The following is a 17,484-nucleotide window of genomic DNA, read 5'->3' as shown; positions in this document are numbered from 1 at the left end:
AAAGCCCCGCCCTGCGGGGCTTTTTCTTTGGCGCAGCCCGGCTGAAGCGGCCTGCCGGCCACGGGCTGTGCATAAAGCTGGGGAGAATTTCAGGCACATCTCCGGGTTATCCACCGCCACCGGCCGGCGGGCGAAGTTGTTGTCTGGCTGCGCCCGCGTTCACCCGTCCGCAGGCCACAGGCTTGTAGAGATCCCAAGTGCTTGCCAACATTGGGGAAAAAGGGCTTGTCCACACCGAGGGCGCCCCCTTACTACTATTCCTATGGTTTTATAAAAGCTTTCAAGGAATAACAAGGAACATCCTCCGGGGCCGTGGCAAAGGCCGAGGCCGCCCCGTCAGCGTCGGCATCGCGCCAGGTCCGGGCCTCGGCAAGGCCGCCGCGCCCGGATTCCGGGACAAACCTGGGGACATCTTTCGCACAAGTGCCGCCTTGTCCACAGCGAAGGCCGTCCCGCTGCATTTGTCCCCGGCGGGACGACAGCGGCAGCCCTGTTCCACCCACATGGTTGCCGGCGAGGCAAGTGCCTTGTCCCGCAACGGAAAATTCCGGTTGTCCACAGCCGCAGCCCGGCCTTACTACTACGACTATGGTTTTATAAAGACATACAAGGAAGAACAAGGAACAACCGGGGGCCGGAGCCGAACCGGACTACCCGGGAAGCGCGCAAGGCGATTCGAGGACCTGTCCATGTGCTGCCGATGCGCAGGTGCCATCCTTACGTCGTCCTGCCCATGGATGGGCATGAGAAGGCCGCAGGGGCGCATTCGGAGGGGAGGCAGTAGGGGGGCTGCCGCGTGGTCTTTCCGCGGGCTTGTGCAGCCTCCGGGAGGCCTGGAGGCGTGTTTTCCTGTGCGTGCCGCCAGTGCGCGCGCACCCTGCCGCACGGTCAGCGCGAGGGCAGCTTCTGGACCAGGAAATCTTCCAGGGCGGTTTCGGGCAGCGGCCGGCTGAAGAAGTAACCCTGGTAGGCGCGGCAGCCCGCCTGTTCCAGGCGGGTGCGCTGTTCGGCGGTTTCCACGCCCTCGGCGATGACGTCCAGGCCCAGGCTGCGCGAGAGCGCGATGATCGTGTCCACGATGGCAGCGTCGTTCGGGTCGGCGAGCAGGTCGCGCACGAAGCTCTGGTCGATCTTCAATTGGTCCAGCGGCATGCGCTTGAGATAACTCAGCGAGGAATACCCCGTTCCGAAGTCGTCCAGAGAGAACCCCACCCCGTGGGACCGCAGCGCGGCCATGGTGGCGATGGTGGTTTCCATGTCCTCGACGAAGAGGCTCTCGGTCAGTTCCAGCTTCAGCCGCGATGCCGGCGCGCCTGTCGCGGTGATGGCTCGCACCACGTCTTCCACGAAAGCCTCGTGGTGGAACTGGCGCGAACTCACGTTCACCGCCATGCTGAGATGCCCGCGCCCGGGAACGTGCTGCCAGCGCGCCAGCTGGGCACAGGCCGTGTGCAGCACCCAGCGGCCCAGGGGCAGCACGAGGCCGGTTTCCTCGGCCAGCGGGATGAATTCCCCCGGGGACACCATGCCGCGCTGCGGATGCGGCCAGCGCACGAGCGCCTCCACCCCCGTCACGCTGCCCCGGCGGTCGATCTGCGGCTGGTAGTGCAGCATGAACTGCTCCCGCGCCAGTGCGGTACGCAGGTCGTTCTCCAGTTCCGCGCGGGCGGTGACCACCGCCTGCATGCCCGGGTCGAAGAACCGCAGCGTATTGCGCCCCGCGGTCTTGGCCTGGTACATGGCGAGGTCGGCCTGCTTGAGGAGTTCGCCCACGGTCGAAGTCCGGCCGTCGCCGAAAGGCGCCACGCCGATGCTGGGCGTGCTGCGGTAGTGGTAGCCCTGCAGCACGTACGGCGTGGCCAGCACGGCCAGGATCTTCTCGCCCACGGTGCGGGCGCTCATGGCCAGCTCGCCGGGATGGGTGCTGAGGCCCTCGATCATCACCACGAATTCGTCGCCGCCCAGCCGGGCCACGGTGTCCACGGAGCGTACACAGGTGTTCAGGCGGGCAGCCACCTGCTGCAGGAGCACGTCGCCCTGGTCATGGCCCAGGGTGTCGTTGAGCGTCTTGAAGTTGTCCAGGTCGATGAAGAGCAGCGCACCCCCCTGCCGGCGCCGCTGCGCCGTGGCCAGGGCATGGCGCATGCGGTCCATCAGCAGCATGCGGTTGGGCAGTCCGGTCAGCGAATCGTAGAACGCCAGCCGCTGGATCTCCCGCTCCGTGGCCTTGCGCTGGCCGATATCGGTATCGATGGCCAGAATGGCGTCCGGCTGCCCCTGCTCGCCCTGGATCAGCGTCCAGCGGCCTTCCACGTCCAGGCGCCGCCCGTCGCGGTGGAACTGGACGATCTCCCCCGCCCATTCCCCCTGCTCCTGCGTGGCCCGGGTCGCCCGCAGGAATTCCTGCGTATCCTGGTAGAGCAGCTCGGCGATGGACTGCCCGGTCGCTTCCTCCCGCGTCCAGCCGTAGAGCCGTTCGGCGCCTTCGTTCCAGAAAGTGATGCGGTGGTCCAGGTCGCGCACGATGATGGCGTCGCGCGCCTTGTCCAGCAGCGAGGCCTGCCGGCGGATGTGCGCGTCCGATGCCTGGCGGGCCATCTCCGCCGCCGCCCGTGCCGCGAAGATGCGCAGCGTGGAAATCACCATGCCGGGCTGCTGCAGCGGCTCCCGGAAGACCACGAAGACGAAACCGATGGGCTGTCCTTCCGCGCTGCGCAACTGCAGGCCCACGTAGGCCTGTGCCCCGAGCCGCGCCACCGGCGAACCCGGATAGAGCTCGGCGATGCCTTCGGGGATCACGCACTCGGCCTCGTTCACCAGCCGCATGCTGGGCGTGCCTTCCAGGGCGTATTCGGCATTCGGCTGGACCACCCCCTCTTCCACGCGCGACAGCGTCACCGCGCGCGGTATCTGGCCGCCCGGCTGCGGCAGCAGCCGCGTGACGCAGCCGGCCTGGGCGCCGAGGGCATCGCACATGTGGCTGGCCAGTTGCCTGAAGAACTGCGCTCCGGTGCTGGCCGATACGGCAGCCGCAGCCTTGAGCACCACGGCCTGCAGGCGCTGCTGGTCCTGGCGCGTGCGCAGGCTGCCGAGGCCGAAGGCGATGTCGTTGGCGAGCTGCTGGAGCAGCTCGGTTTCCTCCGCGCCGGTTTCCAGCACCTCCTCCGGATAGAGCGTGAGCAGGCCGAAGACCTGTTCGGCATCGCGCAGCGGCAGACTGATGACCGCGGGCAGCCCGAGCTGCCGCAGCGGCCGGGCCCACAGGTCGGCGTCCGGCGCCTGCCGCAGGTCGCGGACGATCACCGGCCGCCCGCTGCGCAATGCCTCCCCCGACGGACCGGGACTGTGGGGTGTCCAGGGCGCGTCGGGCGTACCGGACGGACGCAGGGTCTCCACGCCAACCGCCGTCAGGCCGGCCCAGGCCACGGGTTCGATGCTCTGGCGCCCGGTGCCGTTCCAGTGGCGCACCATGCCCACCCAGGCGCTGCGGTATCCGCCCACTTCCCGGGCGATGCGGCATACCTCGGACAGCAGGGCCGTTTCTCCCGTGGCGCGCACCAGGGCTTCGTTGCAGGCGCCCAGCAGCCGCTGCACGGTGCCCACGCGCGCCAGTTCGCGTTCCATGCGCATGCGCTGCGTCACGTCGGTGGCGAGCACCTGGCGCGCGGCCCGGCCATTGAAGGTGGTGTCGCCCGCGTACACCTCCATGTCGATGGGCGTGCCGTCCTTCTTGCAGTGGCGGCGGTGCACCGCGTCGCGCCGCACGCCGGGCGGAAGGGCCCGGGCCTCGATCTCCTGGCGCGAACGTTCCTGTTCGGGCCAGAGCTGGGCGGTCGTCATGCGCAGCAGCTCGGCTTCCTCGTAGCCGTAGTGGCGCACCATCGCGCGGTTCACCGCGAGAATGCGCAGGCTGCCGCGTTCATAGACCCACATCGGCTGCGGATGCGCGTCGAAGAGCGAGCGGTACTGCAGTTCCGAGGCGCTCAGCTGCGCGGCATAGCTGCGCAGTTGCAGCACGGCCCCCAGCGATTCGGCCAGGATCTGCACATAGGCCACCTGGCGCTGGGAGAAGGTGAACACCGGATCGGCATTCACCTTGAGCATGCCGAGCACCGTGTCCCCCGCGCGCAGGGGCGCCGCGATGAACGACAGCAGCCCGTGCTGGCCCTCGTCGGTGGCGAACAGCGCATGCTGCTGCGATCCATCGCTGTGCAGCACCGTCTGCTCGGCTTCCAGTTGCTGCCAGAGCGGATAGCCGAGCATCGGCCGTGTATCGTCCAGCGGCGCGGCGCGCGGCCCGGTGCTGGCGCGCACGCGCAGCCGGTCGCCCTCGCGCAGCACGACCATGGCGCCCTGCCCGTCCCCCAGGTCCATCGCGGTGCGCGCCGCCAGCAGCAGGACTTCCTCCATGGGCAGGTCCAGCGCGCTCATGCGCTGCTGCACGCGCACCAGTTCCGCGTGGGCGCCGGCATCGCGCTGGGCCTGCAGTGCGCTCTGCTTCTGGGCGCTGATGTCGGTCATCCCGCCCACCATGCGCTGGCCCTGCCCCTGGGCATCGCGGATCACGAAGCCGCGGTCGCGGATCCATGCATAGGTGCCGTCCTGGCGGCGGAAGCGGTATTCGTCCATCCAGTGCAGCGCATCGCCTTCGATGGCGGCATGGATGCTCTCCAGCACGCGGTCGCTGTCCTCCGGATGCAGCCGCTGCGTCCAGGACGTGCTGTCGTGCGGCAACGTGTGCAGCGGGACTCCGAAAAGGACTTCCATCCCCTCGTTCCACCACATCGAATCATCGGTGAGGTTCCAGTCCCAGATCGCATCGGCGGTGGCGCGTGCCACGAGGTGGAAACGCTCTTCGGACAGGGCCCGCTCCTGTGCGCGCCGTGCCACGTCGCGGCGCTGGCGCCGCAGTTCCAGCAGGGCCATCGCCTGGCTCGCGATCGCGACCAGCGCCTCCCGGTGGGACTCTTCCAGCGCCCGCCGGGCCGTGTCCAGGACCACGACCGCGCCCAGCGTCAATCCATCGGTGGTCTTGATCGGCATGCAGGCGGCCATGCGCATGCGCGAAGGGCCCTGGACCAGGGGATGGCTGCGCAACACGGGATCGACCTGGGCATCCTCCACCTGCACCAGGCGGCCCCCCAGGGCCAGCCTGCACAGGGAATGGTCCCCCGCCAGGTTCTGCAGCGTGCCGAGTTCCATGCCCGCGCTGGCCTTGAACCATTCGCGGCCCGCGTCCATGAACCCGATGGCGGCGACGGCGGCGCCGCACAGGTGGGCCGCCAGGCGGGCGAGCTGGTCGAAGGTGTCCTCGGCCGGGGTCTCGAGAATGGCGCACGCGTGCAATGCCACCAGGCGCCGGTAATCCGGATCCGTGCGCGCAGGCATGGTCAGCGTTCCTGGAGACGGGTGGAAGCCCGGCGCTCTGGAACGCGCGGCATCTGGAGCGGGGGCGGCTGCACCTGCATGGAGTGGGCGTGATGGGGGTGGATGGGATCGCGTTTCCGGGCCCGCCCGCCGGAGCGGCAGACGATCCGGCCTGCATGTTTCCGAATGCTACACCCTGCCAACCGTCTGAATGACGGACAGGGGCGGCCGATCCGTGCAGAAAACAACAGCCGCGGATCAGCGGTGGCTGCGGCGCGACCGAACGGCGGCTGCGAGTCCCTCGAGCACCGGCACCGTCTGGTCGAAGCCGATACAGGCGTCCGTCACCGACACGCCGGACTGCAGGGGTTGCCCGGGCACGATGTCCTGGCGGCCTTCCCGCAGATGGCTTTCGATCATCACGCCGGTGATGCGGCCGTCGCCGGCGGCGACCTGCGCCGCCACGTCGGCCGCCACCTCGATCTGGCGGCGGTGCTGCTTGCTGCTGTTGGCATGGGAGACATCGATCATCACCTGCTCGCGCAGTCCCGTGCCGCGCAGCAGGCCGCAGGCCGCGTCCACGTCGGCCGCCCCGTAGTTCGGTTGGCGGCCGCCGCGCAGGATCACGTGGCAGTCGCGATTGCCGCGCGTCTCGAAAATGGCGGCCTGGCCCATCTTGGTCATGCCCATGAAGGCATGCGGCGCCTGTGCGGCGAGGATGGCGTCGGAGGCCACCTTCACACCGCCATCGGTGCCGTTCTTGAAGCCCACGGGGCAGGACAGGCCGCTGGCCAGCTGGCGGTGGCTTTGGCTCTCGGTGGTGCGCGCGCCGATCGCACCCCAGCTCACCAGGTCGCTGATGAATTGCGGCGAGAGCAGGTCCAGGAATTCCGTTCCCACGGGCAGGCCGAGCGCCAGCACGTCCAGCAGCAGCTTGCGCGCCATCTCCAGGCCTTCGTTGATCGCGAAGCTGCCGTCCAGGTGCGGGTCATTGATGTAACCCTTCCAGCCCACCGTGGTGCGGGGTTTCTCGAAATACACGCGCATGACCACCAGCAGTTCCGCGGACAGCCGGTCGGCCTGCGCCTTGAGCGCCTTCGCGTACTCCATGGCCTGGCCATGGTCGTGGATGGAGCACGGCCCCACCACCACGATGAGCCGGTCGTCCTCGCCGTGCAGCACCCGCGAAAGCGCGGCGCGGCTGGATTCCACCAGGGCCCGGGCGTCGTCCGAGGCGGGCAGCCACTCCTGCAGCAGCGCGGGCGTGATCAGCGGCCGCACCGCCTTGATGCGCGTGTCGTCGATGCGGGTGGTGTCGTGCGTGCCGGACTGCGGCGTGGCGCGGTGGACGTGCGAAGCGGAGGCGACGCCGCCGGCGTCCTGGGAAATGGTGCGGTTCATGGGCTGCAATTGTCGCGCGCCCGCGAAAACGCGCCTTGTTCCAGATCGCACCGGACGGTCCGCGCCGTCCGGCGCAGGCCTCACGGCCTGCGGAACGCGATCGGCTGGCGGGACCAGTAGCCCGAGCTGAAACGGTCCAGCTTCACCGTGCCGCCGGTGGAGGGAGCATGCACGAAGCGGCCGCCTTCCACCACGATCCCCGCATGCGTCGGCCGGCCGGAGCCGAAGATCACCAGGTCGCCGGTGCGCTCCTCGCCCGCCTCCACCGGGGCGCCGAAATCGCTCAGTTGCGCCACGGTGCGCGGCGGCGGAATCCCGGCGAGGCTGCGGTAGACGTAGCCGATCAGGCCGCTGCAGTCGAACCCGCCCTCGGGCGTGTTGCCGCCGTAGCGGTACGGCGTGCCGACCAGGCCCATCGCGTGGATCGCGATGTCGCTCGATTGCTCGGGCGTGAGGCGCGAATACGTGTAACCGGGCGCCGCGCCGCGCCGGCCGCGGGAGGGCGACGTGCCGCAGGCCGGCAGCAGCAGCACGGCCGCCAGCGATGCTGCGGCGAGCACGACCCGGCGGGAGGAAGTTCCCGCGGCGGCACCGTCACCGCGGGCGCTGCGGGCAAGGGGGAACTCGGACTGCATGGCGCGGCAGATTACCGCAGGTGCGAAACCGGCGGTGTTTTCCCGGGTTTGCGCGGGGCTTTCCGGACAGCGGCCATGCCGTGGCAACGGCGTGGCACGGCGCAGGCCGCTTCCGATCCGCGCCCTGCCCTCGCTCCGTCCAAGCGGCGCCCCCGCGCCGCGGTGCGGATATCAGGCCGTCGCCGGAGCTGCCTGTACCGCGTCGGCCTTCGCGCCGCGCCGCGCGATCAGCCGGTTGGTCACCGCCACCACGGCCTGCACCGACGCACTGACGATGCTGTGGTCCAGCCCGACGCCGAAGGTCGCGCCCGGCACGCCCTCGAGCGCGGCCTCCACGATCGCCAGCGCCTGGGCGCCGGCCCCCGCGCCGGTGGCGCGCTCTTCGTAGTGGTCCACGCGCAACGGCAGGCCGATGGCGTCCACCGTGGCGTCGATCGGACCGTTGCCCCGGCCCTGCAGGGTCTGGCGCACGCCGTCGATGGTCACGTCCAGCGAGATGCCCTGGCCGTCTTCATCCAGGCGCTGCCCATGCAGCGTGAGCGCGCCGGGCGTGCCCTGCGCCGGTGCGGCGATGTAGGTCTGCGAGAACAGGCTCCAGAGCGCATCGCCGTCCATCTCGCCCTCGCTCGCGTCCGTGGCGCGCTGCACCACGGCGCTGAACTCCACCTGCAGCCGGCGCGGCATCACCACGCCCCGTTCGCGCTCCAGCAGGAAGGCGATGCCCCCCTTGCCCGACTGGCTGTTCACGCGGATCACGCTGTCGTAGGTGCGGCCGAGGTCCGCCGGATCGATCGGGAGGTAGGGCACTTCCCAGAGGCCCGCCGGGTCCTGCGCCGCGAAGCCCTTCTTGATCGCGTCCTGGTGCGAACCCGAGAACGCGGTGAAGACGAGGTCGCCCGCATACGGATGGCGTGGATGCACCGGCAGCGAGGTGCATTCCTCGGCCACGCGCGCCACGTGCGTGATGTCGGAGAAATCGAGGTTCGGGTGCACGCCCTGCGTGTACATGTTGAGCGCGAGCGTCACGATGTCCACGTTGCCGCAGCGCTCGCCATTGCCGAGGAGGCACCCTTCCACGCGGTCGGCGCCGGCCATCATCGCCAGCTCGGCCGCGGCCACGCCCGTGCCGCGGTCGTTGTGGGGGTGCACGGAAAGCACGATGTGCTCGCGCGGCGCGAGACGGCGGTGCATCCATTCGATCTGGTCGGCGAACACGTTGGGCGTGGCGTTCTCCACCGTGGTCGGCAGGTTGATGATGATGGGCCGGCCCGGGCCGGCGCCCCAGGCCGCGATCGCCGTCTGGCATGCGCGCAGCGACACTTCGGGCTCGGTGGCGCTGAATGTCTCGGGCGAATACTGCAGCGTCCAGGCGGTGGCCGGCTGTGCGTCGGTGAGGCGCTTGAGGAGCGACACGTGGTGCCCGATGAACGCCATCACCTGCGACACGTTCATTCCGAACACGATGCGGCGCCAGGCCGGTGCCGTGGCGTTGTAGAGGTGCACGATGGCGCGCGGCGCGCCCTGCACGGCCTGCACCGTGCGCTCGATCAGGTCTTCGCGCGACTGGGTCATGACCATGATGGTCACGTCGTCGGGAATGCGGTTTTCCTCGATCAGGCGGCGCACGAAATCGAAATCCGTCTGCGACGCAGCAGGGAAGCCCACCTCGATTTCCTTGAAGCCGATGCGCACGAGTTCCTCGAAGAGTCGCATCTTGCGCTCGCCGTTCATCGGCTCGAAGAGCGCCTGGTTGCCGTCGCGCAGGTCGGTGGAAAGCCAGATCGGCGCCTGCGTGATGCTGCGGGTGGGCCACGTGCGGTCGGGCAGGGACACGCTGGCGGTGGGCTGGTACTTGGTGGCGGGCTTGGAAATCATCATGACGGGCTCCACGAAACGGTGCCGTGCCGGGCAGGCCATCGCCGCGGGGCGAAGGTATGTGGGGCAGGTGGCCGCCACGGCAGGGCTGAAACAATCAACGGAAGAAAGGACCGGTGCGACGTTCCCTGCAGCCCTCCACGCGGGTGGAGGCTGGTTCGTGGGCCGGGGTCAGGGGAAGGTCGGTGTTGCGCGGACTGGCGGCTCAGGGGCCGGATCAGCGGGCAACGGGGATGGCGAACGCAGGCAGACCCCGGCCAGGCACTAGGCCTAGAGCTAGGGTGGATAGGATGCGGCTGCGTTGCATGGTGTGCGGGATTGAGCGTTCATGCTAGCACAGGCGCCACGCGGCGGTAAAGCCCGTGCGAAAAGCCTCCATGCCGGCCGTATCCCGCATTGCATCCGCATCATGGCGGTGCGGCAGCGCTTGGCTGATGTCCTTCGTTCCTCTTCTTCATTGCTTCTTCGCCCGGTAAAGGACCTCCGATGACCCAGCTCCAGATCGCCACCGTGAAAACCTACCTCTCCCGCCTGCATGCGGGCGACACCGACGGCCTCATCGCCTGCTTCGAAAGCGAGGGCCTCGTGCATTCGCCGTTCCTGGGGACCATGCGGGCCCGCGAGTTCTTCAGGAAGCTCGCGGAATCCTCGGCCGCCAGCGTGATCACGCCGATCGACCTGCTGGTCTCCGCCGAGCCCGAGGCGGGCCTGGTGCGCGTGGCCGCCTACTTCCGGTACGACTGGACGCTGAACGACGGGCAGATCATCCATTTCACCTGCGTGGACGTCTTTCGCTTCGCCGAAGGAAGCGCCGAGATCCAGGACATGCACATCGTCTATGACACGCACCCCCTGCGCGAACAGGTGGGTGACAAATACGCGCCCGACCCGGCGTGAACGCCCGCCGGCTCCTGCGCGCCGCCCTCCCCTCCACACCCACGGCCCCGGTTTCCGGGGCCTTTTTTTTCATCCCCTTTCCCCCTTTGCGCAGCGCTTTCGGGACATTTCCCCGAGCTCTGCGAGGTGAAGTGGAACCCGTCTTCGCACCGGTCGAATCGCTGTATGCATACAAATGGGATTTGTACTAGTACATTAAAATGAATGTATGAAGACAATGAATTTCGATGGATCGTCGGCGGCGGAAATCGCGGACAGCATCGAATCCCATCTGCGCTCCGGGGCGCTTTCGTGCGGGGATGCGCTGCCGGCCGTGCGTGCGCTGGCCTCGCAGCTGGGCGTCAATCCGAATACCGTGGCCGCTGCCTATGCGCGCCTGCGCGATGCCGGCCGGCTGGTGACCGACGGCCGTCGCGGCACGCGCGTGGCCTCGGCCCGGCCCCCGGTGGCCGAGGCAATGGCGCTGCCCGCCGGCCTGCGCGATCTCGCTGGCGGCCACGGGGACCGCGCCCTTCTTCCGCGGCTCCCCTCCGGCGGCTGGCAGGGTGTGCAGCTGGACGCGGGCTCCGGCCATGGTGGGCCCGCCGAGGTCCCCCTCTGGCGCGAGATGGCGCTGCAGTGGCTGGGCAGCCAGGGGCTGCCCCACGAGGCCACGGGCGTGTTTTCGGGCACGCTGGATGCCGTGGAAGCCGCATTGCGCCACCACGCGCGCCCTGGCGACCGCGTCGCGGTCGAAGATCCCTGCTGGCCCCCGATGGTCGCGCTGCTGCACGCACTGCGGCTGAAGGCGGTGCCCCTGCCGGTGGATGCGCAGGGCGTGCAGGTGCCGTCTGCCGAATGCCTGGACGGCTGCGCCGCGCTGGTGCTCACGCCGCGCGCCCACAACCCCACCGGCTGTGCGATCTCCGAACCGCGGTGGAAGGCCCTGCGCCGTGCCCTGCACGGCCGCCCCCACCTGCTGTGCATCCTGGACGACCACTGGGGGCCGCTCAGCCAGGAACCGCTGGCTCCGGCGGCCGCACTGCCCCCGCTCTGGCTCTACGTCCTCTCCGTGGGCAAGTTCCTCGGGCCGGACGTGCGCGTGGCGCTCGCGGCCGGCACGCCGGCGCTCATCGATGCCCTGCGTGCCCAGCAGGCTGCGGGTGCGCGATGGGTCAGCCGGCTGCTCCAGGCGCTGGCCGCCGGGCTCTGGCGGGATGCCCTGCGTTCAGGTCAGCTCGCCCAGGCGGCCCAGGCCTATGCGCGGCGGCGGCAGGCGCTGGAGTTCGCCCTGCGGTCGCAACCGTCGGATCCGGTGGCCACCGGAGCCACGGCCGGCGAGGGCCTGCATCTGTGGGTTCCGGTGCGTGACGAAAGCGCCGTGCTGTCCGCGCTGGCCGCCCGGGGCTGGGCGGCCCAGGCAGGGGCGCCTTTCCGCATCGCCAGCGGCCCGGCGGTACGCATCAGCCTGGGCGATCTCGCGGGCCCGGAAGTCGGGCCCCTGGCACGCGATCTGGCCGATGCCCTCGCGCCCGCCGCGGCCAGGGCGGTGTTCTGACTGGACGGTGCCGTGCGGGAGCTGGCTCGGGCTTTCAGGGCAGCGGGGCTGCCGGCTCGCAGTGGGCAGCGTCCCGCCACAGGTCTCCGCCCATGGCATGCCGTGCGAGCAGCTTGTCCATTCCCTTGCGTGCGCAGCGCTGCAGCGACGCGAGCAGCGCATGGCCGGGATCGGCGATGCCGTAGCGGGTGCGCAGGTCGTGCTGCATGCGCCCCAGCAGTGCCGCGGCCATTTCCGCATCCGCCAGCGCACGGTGGGCGCGCGCAGCGGGCGGCAGGCCGAGGTGCGCCACGATGCGGCCCAACTGGTGGCTCGCTGCTTCGGGATACAGGCGGCGGGACAGCAGCACCGTGCAGGCGAAGGCGTGGGGCGCGGGCAGATCCGCGCGGGCCAGCTCCGCGGCCCAGAAGCGGCTGTCGAACGAAGCGTTGTGCGCCACCATGGGCGCATCGCCGACGAAGCGGGCGGCCTCGCGCATCACCGACTCGGCGGGCGGCGCGGTGTCCAGCATGGCCGGCGTGATGCCCGTGAGCTGGATGATGAAGGGGGGCAGCCAGGCCCCGGTCTTCATGAGGCTCTGGAACCGGTCCACGGGCCGGCCCTCTTCCATGAGCACGATGGCCACTTCGGTGGCACGGGCGCCCTGCGAGGGCGTCATGCCGGTGGTTTCAAAATCGATGACGGCGATACGGGACGGCATGGGGCGATTGTCGCCCTTCCCGCTTCCGGGCCAGGTCGGCGCTGTCAGCCCGCCCCGCGGCCACCGCCCCCGGTGGAGGGGCCGCCGCCACCCTGGCGCGACTGCACCTGGTTGCTGCTGCCCACGTGCGCATCGCGGTCGTGCCGGCTCTGCGGCGTGCGCTGGCCCTCGTTGCGCTGCGTGGGTTCCTGGTTACCTTGCTGGTTGTGGTCGTTCTCGACCTTGCCCGTGCCGGGCTGCTGCTTGTCGGACATGCCTGTCTCCTTCAAAGGTTGGGGCCGGATCGGCCGTATCAGGACAGCGATAGTTCCCTGTGCTCTCCCATGTTCGGCGGGTTGCCGGTGACGGCCGCCTTGGCCATCTTGAAGAGCTGGGTCATCTTGCTTTCCTTCACGTCCCAGTACTCGGCGTGCTGGATGCGGATCACCAGCAGCGCCAGGTTGGGATCGTCGATGCCCTGGGGGAACCAGGCCTTGGCCTGGGGCGACCACAGCGCCTCCTTGCGGGCCTTGTCCTCGATGAAGCCGGCCGAGCCGGACAGGGACACGTAGCTGTCTTTCTCCGGGTTGGCATAGGTGACGTTCGTCTGGGCATCGGCCTTCAGGCGCTGCGCGAGCTCGCCGTCGTGGGGGATGAAGAAGTACAGCTCCGATTGCTCGTCGATGTCCTTGTTCTGCGTGGTCAGCGGATGCGCATGCAGCTGGCCGGTGGCCGAGCGGTGCGTGAGCATGCCGAAGCGGATGTCCTTGATCAGTTTCCAGAGCGTGGTCTGGGGGGAATCCTGGGTCATGGGAGAGCCTCCGGTAGATATGCGTGGCCGGGCGCGCGGCGACCCGGTGTGGAAAACCCACTGTAGGCCGCATGCAGTCCTGCCGGGGTCGGCCCCGCCGCCGCATGGCTGTCGGGTGCGTCCGACACCGCGGCGCCGATGTCCAGCGCCTGGACCCGCGCCAGGCGCGCTACGCCGCGGTGCGGCGCTGCAGCGTGAACGGCGGCAGGCCCTTGAGCAGCCGCTGGCCGTAGGCCGTGCGCACCAGACGCCTGTCGTAGCAATAGACGTGGGCGCGGTCTTCCTCGGTGCGGATGGCGCGTCCCACCCACTGGGCGAGCCGGATGGCCGTGGCGGGCACCACGAGTTCGCTGAACGGGTCGCGCCCCGCGCCGCGCAGCCACTCGGCCCGCGCCTCGCCCACCGGGTCGTCCGGCGGCGCGAAAGGCAGCTTGGTGATGAAGAGCGATTCGCAGAGCGCCCCGGGCAGGTCCAGCCCCTCGCCGAAGGACTGCATGCCGAAGATGATCGACGGCTCGCCCGCCGCCACGCGCTCTCGGTGCCGTGCCAGCAGCTGGGAGCGCGGCATCTGCGTCTGCACCAGCACCGTGCTGCGCATGGCGGTGGGCAGTGCGTCCACGGCCTGCCGCATCTGGTCGCGCGAGGTGAACAGCACCAGGGCGCCGGCCTCGACCATGGCGAGGTCGCTCAGCAGCGCGTCCACCATTTCTGCGGTGTAGTCGGCCGCCTGCCGGGGATCGGCCTGGGTCTCGGTGGCCACGAGCGTGCCCTGCAGCGCATAGTCGAAGGGGCTGGGCACTTCCAGGGTGGTGACGGCGTCGTCGCCGTGCAGGCCGGCCTCGCGCAGGAAGAAATCGAACTGGCCGCAGCTCGTGAGCGTGGCCGAGGTGAGCACGGCCCCGCGCACGGCCGACCACAGGTGGTTGCGCAGCGTATTGCCCGGCAGTACCGGGCTGGCATGGGCCTTGACGACGATGAAGTCGCCATCCACCGCCAGCGTGAACCACTTGGCTGCCGGCACGGCGCCCTCCGGCGCGTCCTGCAGCAGCAGCTGGGCCGTGTCGTGCACGCCCTCCAGCCGGGGCGCGAGCGCGCCGATCTGCGCATAGAGCGTGGACAGGCGCCGCGCCTCGTCGGGCTTGTCGCGCATTTCCGAGCGCAGCGCCTTGGCGATGGCGCGCAGCGCGTCGAGAAAGCCCGCCGCATGGTGCGCCACCTGGCTGAAGGGCTCCACCAGCGCCTCGGGCAGCGCGCCTCCCGGGACGCGTGCGCGCGTGGGCGCCGCGGCCGCGGGAATGCGGGAGGATTGCGTGGATGCGGTGCGCCCTCCGCCCCAGGCGGGCCGCGGTGCGCGCAGTTCGTCGCCGTACACGTCCATGACCATGCGCGCCGCGTCCTGCAGCGCGGCGCGCAGCCGTGCGGAATGGTTGGGGATGTCCGCCACTTCCTCGACTTCCATCAGCGTGCCGATGCGCAGCGCGCGGCTCGCGAGCTTGTCGATCCAGTTCAGCCGGCTCAGGTCCGCCTCGCAGGCGAACTGGTCGAGCGCGGTGGAGGGCAGGTGGTGGGCTTCGTCCACCACGAGCAGGCAGTTGTCCAGCTCGGGCAGCAGCCGCGCCCCGATCGAGGACAGCAGCAGGTCGTGGTTGGCCACGATCACCTGCGCGGCCACCAGGGCCTTGCGCCGGTCGTAGTAGGTGCACTGGCCGAAGGCCGGGCAGTGCTTGCCGGTGCAGGAACTGGCCTCGGCCGCCACCGGGCTCCAGACCTCGGGCTCGGGCGGGGATTCCAGCGTGTCGCGGTCGCCGTCCCACGCGCCGCGCGCGAGCACGTCGGCCATGGTGGCGTAGAACTTCATGCGTGCCTCGGTCTCGTGGCGCGGGCGGGCGGCGCGGGCCGCGGCCTCCTCCTCGGCGAACAGGTCGTCCTCGGGCCCCTCGTCACCGGCCTCCCCGGTGCCGGCCAGGCGCTCCAGCTTGAGCTTGCACACGTAGCGGCCGCGCCCTTTGGCCAGCGCGAACTGGAAGGGCTGCGGCATGCGGGCCGCGAGCGCCGGCAGGTCCTTCTGCACGAGCTGTTCCTGCAGCGCCACGGTGGCCGTGGAAATCAGCACGCGCGTGCCGCGCGCAAGCGCCATGGCGATCGCCGGCACGCTGTAGGCGAGCGATTTGCCCACGCCCGTCCCGGCCTGCACCACCGCGATGGAGCGCGCGGGCGGCGCAGGCGCGCTGTCGCCGTCTTCGGCCTCCACCTTGCCGAGCTGTGCCCGCGCGAACGTGTGCGCCACCTGCTCGGCCATGCGCCGCTGCCCGCCGCGGCTGCGCAAGCCCTCGGTGGCCTGCACCACCGCATCGAAAGACTGCAGGGCCTGCGCGGCCCACTCCTGTTGAGACATACAGTGGTAGTGTACCGGCCAGGCCAGTGCGCGGCGGACTACAGACGGGGCGCGGCCCGCTTTCTAGCATGGAAAGCCACAGACCCCGAGCTGCCTGCCAACCGCCCTTCCCGGCGGTGCCCACAAGGAGATTTCCCATGTCCCAAGCCCCCCGTTCCTCCGACCAGCAAGGGTCCGATCCCACCGCTTCCGCCCGCGTGCCCCAACGTGTCGAGCGCCGCATCGACACCACCCAGAAACACCCCGCACCGGATGCCGAGCAGCAGAACCTGAACAGCCCGGAGGCGCGCCTGCCCCACGAACGCGACCAGGCCGTGGACATGACGGACGGCCACCCGGATCCGGAGATCAAGCAGGCCCACGACGACCTGGAGCGGGGCCTCAAGGACACCGACCGCGGCGTCCCGGCCCACGAGGCCTACCAGAAGCAGAAGCGCTGAATCACCGTTCGCCCCGCGGCCTGCCGGCCGTCATTCCAGGTTTTCGACGCGCAGGTGCGCCGGTGCCCCAAGGCACCAGTCCGCCTGGGCGGCGCGCTGCAGGACGTCGCGAACGGCGCCGTCCCGCGCAGGCCGGGTGAGCGCCAGCAACTGGGCCTGGTCGCTGCCGTGGCCCCGGGGACGCCAGGCATCCAGCCGTTCCACGGCGACACCGGCCTGCGCCAGCCACTGCGCCAGTGCGGCCGGCGCGATGCCCTCGGCATCCTCGCGCAAGGGAACGCGCAGGTAATGCCGGGTCACCACGTCGTCCATGCACAGCACGGGGCGATCGACCCATGCCGCGACCGGCACGCCCAGCGGCGGCACCGTGCAGCGGACGGGGCCGCCGGCCTGCGCCACCGTCTGGCGGGCCAGGTCCACCAGATCGGCGACCACGGCGGAGGCGGTCGGCTCCGCTCCCGCCCCGGCGCCGTAGTGCAGCGCGATGCCCTGCGCATCCCCTCGCAGCATGACGGCGTTCATCGCCCCCTCCACCTGCGCGAGCAGGTGCGTGGCGGGCACCAGCGCAGGGTGCACCCGCAGCTCCACCGATTCCCCCTGCCGCCGCGCGATGCCCAGCAGTTTCACGGCATGGCCCCACTCCCGCGCCGCGGCCACATCCAGCGCATCCACGCCACGGATGCCCTCCACATGGGCACGGTCGAAGCGGACGGGCATGCCGAAAGCGTTGGCCGCCAGCAGGGCGGTCTTGTGCGCGGCATCGATGCCGTCCACATCGAAGGTGGGATCGGCCTCCGCGTAGCCCAGGGCCTGGGCTTCCGCCAGCGCGTCGCCGAACGCCAGGCCCGCCTGGCGCATGCGGCTCAGGATGTAGTTGCTGGTGCCGTTCACGATGCCGGCCAGCCATTCCACGCGGTTCGCCGCGGCACCTTCGCGCAGTGCCTTCACGATCGGGATGCCGCCGGCCACGGCCGCTTCATAGGCGAGCGGCACGCCGCGCGACTCCGCCTGGGCGAACAGCGCGTTGCCATGCACCGCCAGCAGCGCCTTGTTGGCCGTGACCACGGGCTTGCCGAGGCCCATGGCCGCCGTCACCCATTCGCGCGGGGCATCCGTGCCCCCGGCCACCTCCAGCAGCACGTCGATGCCAGGGTGCGTGGCCAGCGCCAGCGGATCGCCGGTGAGCTCCACGCCAGCGGCCCCGTCGCCGAGCACGCGCCTGGCGCGCGCCAGGTCGCGGGCCGCCACCGCCACGATTTCGATGCCCCGGCCCGCGCGCGCCGCGATCTGCGCCTGATTGCGTGCCAGCACCTGCCAGGTGCCCAGGCCCACCGTGCCGATGCCGATCATGCCCACGCGCAGGGGACGCAGGCCCGCACCGCTGGCGGGGGCGGCGGCAGGAAGGGGACGCCATTGGGGATCATTGAACATCGGGTCACTCTCTTTC

Annotated in this window: 12 protein-coding genes; 3 read left to right on the top strand and 9 right to left on the bottom strand. The window is 70.3% G+C overall.

Annotation, left to right across the window (positions count from 1 at the left end; translation table 11 throughout):
* Nucleotides 1-888: 888 nt before the first annotated feature.
* The 4 genes from BLR99_RS10920 to leuA all read right to left on the bottom strand — a co-directional run bounded on the left by BLR99_RS10920 (nt 889) and on the right by leuA (nt 9,278).
* On the bottom strand, nt 889-5,388 hold the full coding sequence (locus tag BLR99_RS10920; RefSeq protein ID WP_011793217.1) for an EAL domain-containing protein: 4,500 nt from the start codon (nt 5,386-5,388) through the stop codon (nt 889-891).
* Nucleotides 5,389-5,625: 237 nt separating this feature from the next.
* On the bottom strand, nt 5,626-6,768 hold the full coding sequence (locus BLR99_RS10915; RefSeq protein WP_011793216.1) for a 3-deoxy-7-phosphoheptulonate synthase: 1,143 nt from the start codon (nt 6,766-6,768) through the stop codon (nt 5,626-5,628).
* 80 nt (nt 6,769-6,848) lie between these two features.
* A complete protein-coding gene (locus tag BLR99_RS10910; protein WP_011793215.1) occupies nt 6,849-7,403 on the bottom strand; it encodes a C40 family peptidase in 555 nt (184 codons plus the stop codon).
* Nucleotides 7,404-7,574: 171 nt separating this feature from the next.
* Complete coding sequence (gene leuA / locus BLR99_RS10905; RefSeq protein WP_046060712.1) at nt 7,575-9,278, bottom strand: 2-isopropylmalate synthase; 1,704 nt, start codon at nt 9,276-9,278, stop codon at nt 7,575-7,577.
* Nucleotides 9,279-9,764: 486 nt separating this feature from the next.
* Between leuA and BLR99_RS10900 the strand changes: the two genes are divergently transcribed.
* Together BLR99_RS10900 and BLR99_RS10895 are read left to right on the top strand one after the other, a co-directional pair.
* The gene (locus BLR99_RS10900) at nt 9,765-10,175 is read left to right on the top strand and encodes a nuclear transport factor 2 family protein (protein WP_011793213.1); all 411 of its coding nucleotides are present in this window, start codon (nt 9,765-9,767) and stop codon (nt 10,173-10,175) included.
* A gap of 208 nt (nt 10,176-10,383) precedes the next feature.
* Nucleotides 10,384-11,712 carry an aminotransferase class I/II-fold pyridoxal phosphate-dependent enzyme gene (locus BLR99_RS10895; RefSeq protein WP_011793212.1) on the top strand — a complete coding sequence of 443 codons (1,329 nt, stop codon included), beginning with the start codon at nt 10,384-10,386 and terminating at the stop codon, nt 11,710-11,712.
* Nucleotides 11,713-11,746: 34 nt separating this feature from the next.
* Here BLR99_RS10895 and BLR99_RS10890 read toward each other — a convergent pair whose 3' ends face one another.
* The 4 genes from BLR99_RS10890 to dinG all read right to left on the bottom strand — a co-directional run bounded on the left by BLR99_RS10890 (nt 11,747) and on the right by dinG (nt 15,597).
* Entirely contained in the window at nt 11,747-12,412 is a 666-nt protein-coding gene (locus BLR99_RS10890) for a 3'-5' exonuclease (RefSeq protein WP_046060550.1), read from the bottom strand.
* 44 nt (nt 12,413-12,456) lie between these two features.
* Complete coding sequence (locus tag BLR99_RS10885; protein WP_011793210.1) at nt 12,457-12,666, bottom strand: hypothetical protein; 210 nt, start codon at nt 12,664-12,666, stop codon at nt 12,457-12,459.
* A 38-nt stretch (nt 12,667-12,704) separates the two neighbouring features.
* Complete coding sequence (locus tag BLR99_RS10880; RefSeq protein ID WP_011793209.1) at nt 12,705-13,202, bottom strand: pyridoxamine 5'-phosphate oxidase family protein; 498 nt, start codon at nt 13,200-13,202, stop codon at nt 12,705-12,707.
* A 169-nt stretch (nt 13,203-13,371) separates the two neighbouring features.
* Complete coding sequence (dinG, locus tag BLR99_RS10875; protein ID WP_046060551.1) at nt 13,372-15,597, bottom strand: ATP-dependent DNA helicase DinG; 2,226 nt, start codon at nt 15,595-15,597, stop codon at nt 13,372-13,374.
* A gap of 137 nt (nt 15,598-15,734) precedes the next feature.
* Here dinG and BLR99_RS10870 point away from each other — a divergent pair, with 137 nt between their 5' ends.
* On the top strand, nt 15,735-16,037 hold the full coding sequence (locus BLR99_RS10870) for a hypothetical protein (protein ID WP_011793207.1): 303 nt from the start codon (nt 15,735-15,737) through the stop codon (nt 16,035-16,037).
* A 30-nt stretch (nt 16,038-16,067) separates the two neighbouring features.
* Here BLR99_RS10870 and BLR99_RS10865 read toward each other — a convergent pair whose 3' ends face one another.
* Nucleotides 16,068-17,468: a homoserine dehydrogenase gene (locus tag BLR99_RS10865; RefSeq protein ID WP_046060552.1), complete on the bottom strand. Its 1,401-nt coding sequence runs from the start codon at nt 17,466-17,468 to the stop codon at nt 16,068-16,070.
* Between the last annotated feature and the right edge of the window lie 16 nt (nt 17,469-17,484).

This window comes from Paracidovorax citrulli (genome assembly GCF_900100305.1).
In the GTDB taxonomy this organism is placed as follows: domain Bacteria; phylum Pseudomonadota; class Gammaproteobacteria; order Burkholderiales; family Burkholderiaceae_C; genus Paracidovorax; species Paracidovorax citrulli.
This window is presented reverse-complemented; position numbering and strand designations above follow the sequence as displayed.

Excerpts from the sequence above, each read along its gene's own strand:
- BLR99_RS10920 (WP_011793217.1), bottom strand. The coding sequence starts at position 5,388 with ATGCCTGCGCGCACGGATCCGGATTACCGGCGCCTGGTGGCATTGCAC.
- BLR99_RS10915 (WP_011793216.1), bottom strand. The coding sequence starts at position 6,768 with ATGAACCGCACCATTTCCCAGGACGCCGGCGGCGTCGCCTCCGCTTCG.
- BLR99_RS10910 (WP_011793215.1), bottom strand. The coding sequence starts at position 7,403 with ATGCAGTCCGAGTTCCCCCTTGCCCGCAGCGCCCGCGGTGACGGTGCC.
- leuA (WP_046060712.1), bottom strand. The coding sequence starts at position 9,278 with ATGATTTCCAAGCCCGCCACCAAGTACCAGCCCACCGCCAGCGTGTCC.
- BLR99_RS10900 (WP_011793213.1), top strand. The coding sequence starts at position 9,765 with ATGACCCAGCTCCAGATCGCCACCGTGAAAACCTACCTCTCCCGCCTG.
- BLR99_RS10895 (WP_011793212.1), top strand. The coding sequence starts at position 10,384 with ATGAAGACAATGAATTTCGATGGATCGTCGGCGGCGGAAATCGCGGAC.
- BLR99_RS10890 (WP_046060550.1), bottom strand. The coding sequence starts at position 12,412 with ATGCCGTCCCGTATCGCCGTCATCGATTTTGAAACCACCGGCATGACG.
- BLR99_RS10885 (WP_011793210.1), bottom strand. The coding sequence starts at position 12,666 with ATGTCCGACAAGCAGCAGCCCGGCACGGGCAAGGTCGAGAACGACCAC.
- BLR99_RS10880 (WP_011793209.1), bottom strand. The coding sequence starts at position 13,202 with ATGACCCAGGATTCCCCCCAGACCACGCTCTGGAAACTGATCAAGGAC.
- dinG (WP_046060551.1), bottom strand. The coding sequence starts at position 15,597 with ATGTCTCAACAGGAGTGGGCCGCGCAGGCCCTGCAGTCTTTCGATGCG.
- BLR99_RS10870 (WP_011793207.1), top strand. The coding sequence starts at position 15,735 with ATGTCCCAAGCCCCCCGTTCCTCCGACCAGCAAGGGTCCGATCCCACC.
- BLR99_RS10865 (WP_046060552.1), bottom strand. The coding sequence starts at position 17,468 with ATGTTCAATGATCCCCAATGGCGTCCCCTTCCTGCCGCCGCCCCCGCC.